This window comes from Parafrankia sp. FMc2 (genome assembly GCF_041008525.1).
Classification (GTDB): Bacteria; Actinomycetota; Actinomycetes; order Frankiales; family Frankiaceae; genus Parafrankia.
Genome location: NZ_JBFLUG010000258.1, coordinates 1 through 5097 on the forward strand (window position 1 = coordinate 1; position 5097 = coordinate 5097).

The 5097-nt window shown below is 70.6% G+C and carries 5 protein-coding genes; 2 read left to right on the forward strand and 3 right to left on the reverse strand.

From position 1 onward, the window contains the following. Nucleotides 1-747: 747 nt before the first annotated feature. Entirely contained in the window at nt 748-1545 is a 798-nt protein-coding gene (locus tag AB1460_RS35545; RefSeq protein WP_368966811.1) for a dienelactone hydrolase family protein, read from the forward strand. A 35-nt stretch (nt 1546-1580) separates the two neighbouring features. On the opposite strand, the gene AB1460_RS35550 is transcribed toward AB1460_RS35545, so the two are convergent. From AB1460_RS35550 to AB1460_RS35560, 3 genes are read right to left on the reverse strand one after another with little or no spacing between them, the layout of a single operon-like run. Continuing rightward, the gene (locus AB1460_RS35550; RefSeq protein WP_368966812.1) at nt 1581-2447 is read right to left on the reverse strand and encodes an SDR family NAD(P)-dependent oxidoreductase; all 867 of its coding nucleotides are present in this window, start codon (nt 2445-2447) and stop codon (nt 1581-1583) included. Between the two features lie 49 nt (nt 2448-2496). Continuing rightward, nucleotides 2497-3636 (reverse strand): NAD-dependent epimerase/dehydratase family protein, encoded by a 1140-nt coding sequence (locus AB1460_RS35555; RefSeq protein WP_368966813.1) that lies wholly within the window; start codon nt 3634-3636, stop codon nt 2497-2499. A gap of 7 nt (nt 3637-3643) precedes the next feature. After that, on the reverse strand, nt 3644-4816 hold the full coding sequence (locus AB1460_RS35560; RefSeq protein WP_368966815.1) for an amidohydrolase family protein: 1173 nt from the start codon (nt 4814-4816) through the stop codon (nt 3644-3646). Between the two features lie 61 nt (nt 4817-4877). Between AB1460_RS35560 and AB1460_RS35565 the strand changes: the two genes are divergently transcribed. Beyond that, a partial coding sequence (locus AB1460_RS35565; protein ID WP_368966817.1) for a hypothetical protein occupies nt 4878-5097 on the forward strand: 220 nt, incomplete at its 3' end.

Consider the following 5097-nt stretch of genomic DNA (forward strand, 5'->3'; position numbering starts at 1 on the left):
CGCCCGTGGCATCGACGAGGTCCACCAGGCTGTCAAACACGGCCTGAAACGCATGCAGTACCGACCTGAACTCCTCGTCGGGTTCCTCACCGAAACCGGACTGACCTGGGAACAGCCCTGATCAACAGAACTTTACACATTAATCATCAGTACGACCGCGACCACACCGACGCGGCCCGGTCGACCAGCGAACCGCGTAAATGGCCCTTGCGGGGTTCGTTTCCATCCTCGCACCACGGGACGCTCGCCGGCCGCGGCGGCGCCTGCGGTGCCCCGTCTACTCAGTGTCGATGATGCGCCGCACCTACAAGTCGCCCACGAAACTGGGCTTCGCCCTGGCACAGCGGGCCTTCTCGCCCGAAGGCCACGGCATGGTCCTGATCTCCAAACCACAAACGACTACGGAGCGCTACCGGAGAAGCCTTGGTGGCGCGGGCTGGCGAGGCATTGACATCGCTCAGGCGCTGACCTAGATCCACCGGACATGTGGGCGCATTGTGTGCGCGGATGCTCCGGCACGGCGCGGCATCGGCCGGCACGTTCCGGCACCGAAAACGTCCTGACCTCGGATTTTGCGGCACGGGGCGGCACGTTCCGGTATGTTCCGATACGCAGTGTTTCGTCTTGTAATCGAGTAGCAGGGCGTAGCGGGAGTCGACGTAGACCCTCTCAACGTCTGTCGTCGCGTCCCTGAGCGGGGCCGGGTACGACCGATGCCTCGTGTCGGGCGTGCCGGATGATGGCGCCATGACGCTCGAGACGATGCGCCTTGCCGCGAGTGGCGGGACGGACGCCGGTGGCCACGCAGTGGGGGAGACCCCCGGAGAGGGAAAGCCGGGGGCGGGCGTCCCGGTGACTGTCGCCGCTCCACGGCCCGCGACGTCCACGTCCGCGCTCGGGTCGGCGGCTCGCGGTGCGGTCATCGTCCTTGCGGACGCGCGGGGGATCACCGGGTACGTGCTCTCGGTGTGCGAGCAGTTGCGCGACGAGGGATGGTTGGCGTTGACACCGCACCTCTACCATCGCGACGGCATTGCCGAGGTGCCCGTGGCCGAGGGCGCCACGAAGATGCGGACGCTGACCGCCGACGGCATCGCCGCCGACCTGGACGCGTGCCTGGAGCACCTGGCCGCCACCGGGTTTCCGCCGGGCCGGACCGCGGTCATCGGCTTCTGCATGGGTGGTACGGCGGCGTTTCTCACCGCCGCGCGCCGCGGCCTGGGCGCCGCGGTGTCCTTCTACGGCGGCGCCGTCACCGAGCCCTACTGGTCCGGAGCCCCGCCGCTGCTGGACGTCGCCGGCGGTCTGCGCACCCCGTGGCTCGGGCTGTACGGCGAGAACGACACCTGGGTCACGCTGGAGGAGATCGGGCAGCTGCGTGCCGAGGCCGCCGGGGCCTCGGTGCCGACCGAGCTGATCAGCTATCCGGGCGCGCAGCATGCCTTCCACACGCCCGAGCGGCCCTCGACCCACCACCCGCAGGCCGCCCGCGACGCCTGGGACCGGATGCTGCGGTGGCTGGCCACCCACGTCGGCCCGGCCTAGGGTCAGCAGCAGGCCTGGTCGCGACGGGCTCCGCGTCAGCTGCCATCGACGGGTCGTCTGGTTGCGGGTCGGCCGGTCGAGCCCTCGGTGAAGCCGACGAAGCTGCGGGTCCGGCCGCGGGGATCCGAGGTTCCGGTCATGCGAGGGCCCCAGGCGACCATGCCGCCGTCGGCCAGCACCGCCGTTCCGGTGAGGAAGACGCTGTCCGGGCCGGCGAGGAAGGCCACGAGGCCGGCGATGTCCTCCGGCCGGCCGAGCTCTGGCCATGGCTGGAACGTGGCCAGCTGGGCTTCGATGGCGGCGGCGTCCCGGCCCATCACCAGCGGGGTGTCGACCAGGCCGGGGCAGACCGCGTTGACCCGGATGCGGTGGGCGGCGAGCTCGACGGCGGCGTTGGCGGTGAAGTTGACGACCGCGGCCTTGGCCGCCGAGTACGCGGTCAGGCCGCCACCACCACCCAGGCCGGCGACGGAGGCGTTGTTCACGATCACTCCGCCGTCACCCTGGGCGATCATTGCTCGGGCGGCGTGCTTCGTCCCGAGGAACACCCCGCGGCTGATCACGGCGAAGGTCCGGTCCCAGTCGGCGGGGTCGGTCTCGACCAGCGGCCCGAAGGCTCCGCCGATACCGGCATTGTTGAACATGATGTCGATCCGGCCGAAGGCGTTCACGGCGGTGCCGACGAGCGTGGCCACGTCCGCCTCGTCGGTGACGTCGGTGGGCACGAACCGGACACGGGCCGGGTCGGCGACCTCGTCCAGCAGCTGCCCGGCGTTCGCCTCGTTGAGGTCGCCGAGGACGACCCGGGCACCCTCGGCGAGGAAGCGCAGCACGCTGGCCCGGCCGATGCCGCTGGCGCCGCCGGTCACGACGGCCACCCGGGTGGTGCGCAGGTCAGGCATGGTGGCGGTAACCGTGGAAAACTGGGTGAGTAGTCACTCACATCCTCCCTCAGCGGCCGCGGTGGTCCGCTTTTCCGGGTTCCTGCGGGTGGGGCATGCTGTGCACCGGCGGCGCCGCGCGCTGCTCGACCACGGCGGCCAGCCGCTCCGCCGCCGCTCGGTACTCGGCGAGCAGCGCGTCCTCGCCGGGGTAGTCGAACCGGTCGGTGAACGACGGGCTGGCGGCCGGATCGAAGTCGGGGTGCTCGCCGTACCAGTCGACGAGTGCGGCCAGGGCGTCGAGCGGGTCGACAGCCGGGGTGTAGCCCAGCTCGCGGCGTGCCTTCTCGGTGCTGACGACGACGTGGGTCGCGGTGGTGCCGGCGAGCGGGAGCAGCGTGGTGGTGGCCTCGACGGCGATCTCCCGGGGCAGCCCGACCAGCTCCAGGTCGGCTCCCATGAGCCGGGCGATGGCCGACGCCCAGTCGCGGAGCGACCAGCTCGTCGCCTCGCCCGCGTTGTAGACCTGGCCGCTGGCCACCGCCGGGGCGCCCACCACGGCCAGGACGAACGCGGCCGCGTTGGCGGCGGCACAGCGGGTGTGGATCTGGCCGCCGCCGTCGGGAAGGATCATGAAAGGGCGGCTGTCGCGTACCCGCCGCACCACCGACCACTCGGCCGGCCGGGGGTTGTTCGGTCCGAACAGCATCGGAAAACGCACGACTGCCGCCCCCGCGTGGTGCGTGAAGACGGCGGCCTCGGCCTCCGCGAGCCGGCTGGAGAACGCCAGGGCCGTCGGCGCCGCCGTCGCCGTCGCTGCCTCCGCCGCCGGGCCGGTGCCGTCCCGGACGACAGGATGATCCTCGGTCACCGGGACCGGCAGCGGGCTCTGGCCGGGGCTCGGGAAGAACCCCTGGTACACGGGCACCCCGCCGACCGCGACGAACTGGCCGCATCTCCCGGCCAGCGCGGGCGCCAGATGCCTGAGCCGACCGTACATGGCCACCACGGCGTCGAACTCCCGCCCGCCGAGGGCTTCGTCGATCGACGCGCGGAAATGGGGGTCGCCGTGGATGTGCTCGACCTCGGCCAGCTCGGGCGGTTCGTGGGAGCCCCGGTGGAAGAGGGTGACCTCGTCGCCGCGGGTGAGGAGACCGCGCACGACGTGCGGCCCGGTGGGCCCCGTCCCGCCCACCACCAGGACCCGCATCGATTGCCTAGATCCGGTAGAGCTTGGTGGCGTTTCCGCCCATGACCTTCTCCCGCGTCCCCGGACGCAGGCTGAGGATCTTCTCGCTGACGATCCCGAGGGGGTCGGGGTGCAGGCAGGTGGGGTGCGGGAAGTCCGTCTCGAACATGATTCTGTCCTCGCCGACCTGGTCGATGAGGTGCTGCAGGTCGCCGCGGCCGGTCTCGAACCAGAAGGTCGCGTACCAGTTGTCGCGGAAGTACTCCGAGGGGAGTTTCTGCAGCTTCGCGGCGTGCTTGGGCGCGTTCTCCGCAAGCTCGTAGTCCATCGCCTCGAGCATGAACGGCACCCAGCCGATGCCGCTCTCGACGGAGACCATCTGGAGCGCGGGGTGCCGGTCGAACATCCCGGAGTAGGCGCTGTTGAGCAGGACCCGGGAGTTGTTCTGGAACAGCGACGCGCCACCGATGGCGGGCTTCACGTAGTCGTCCTGGCTGGGCCAGTACGTGGTGCCGAAGTACGACAGCGAGGTCTGGCTGGCGCCGATGTGGAAGTGCACCGGCAGCTGTAGGCCGGCGCAGACCTCCCAGAACGGGTCCCAGTCGCGGTGGCCGAGGTCCGGTGATCCGGAGTCCTGGGGGTCGGCGGTCATGTTGACGCCGCGGTAGCCCAGCGTGGCGCACCGCTCGGCCTCACGGACGCAGGCCTCGATGTCCCACGCCGGCATGATCGGCATGGGCAGCAGCCGGTTGCCCGACTCGGCCTGGACCTCGGCCATCGCGTCGTTGTAGAGCTCGACGCAGAGCCGGAGCAGCACCGGGTCCTGCACCGAGTTGCGCAGGTTCTGGCCGCCGATGCCGATGGCGTTCGGGTACAGGACCTGCGTGTGGATGCCGATCTCGTCCATCAGGGTCAGCCGGGCCTTCGGGTCCCACGCGGCCGGGTGCACATCGCGGATGCCCCACGAGCCGCCCTGGGAGTCGCGGAACGCGTGCTTCTTCCCGTCGTGGTCGACGGTGCCGCCGGAGCCGGCCTTGCCGAACGTCTTGCCCTCGATGACCCACATGTCCGTGCCGTCGATCCGCTCGACGTGGGGGACCCGGTCCTCGTACCCCTTCGGCGCCCGTTCGGTGAACAGGTCGTGGCGTTCGGTCATGTGTGCGTCGGCGTCAACCACGCGCAGACCAGCCAGTTCGCTCATGCGGATCCCTAAGGTCGGTGTTGTTCGGGGTTGGTGCCCCGGATGCCCGGGGCGACGGGGTGTGGCTGATGCGGTCCTGCTGCACGGTGGCTCGAAAGGAATGGCCGCCCTGTCGTTCTGGACGCCCTGGCCGCTGATTCAGATCTGCTGCGGGCCGTCGCTGTTTAGGGACCTGCTGGCGGGGCTGTCCGTGGGGTTGACCTGCGACAACAGGAGATCGGGCGTGGAGGATCGGCCGCTGGTCTGGGTCGGCATCGATGTGGGCAAGGCGACGCATCACG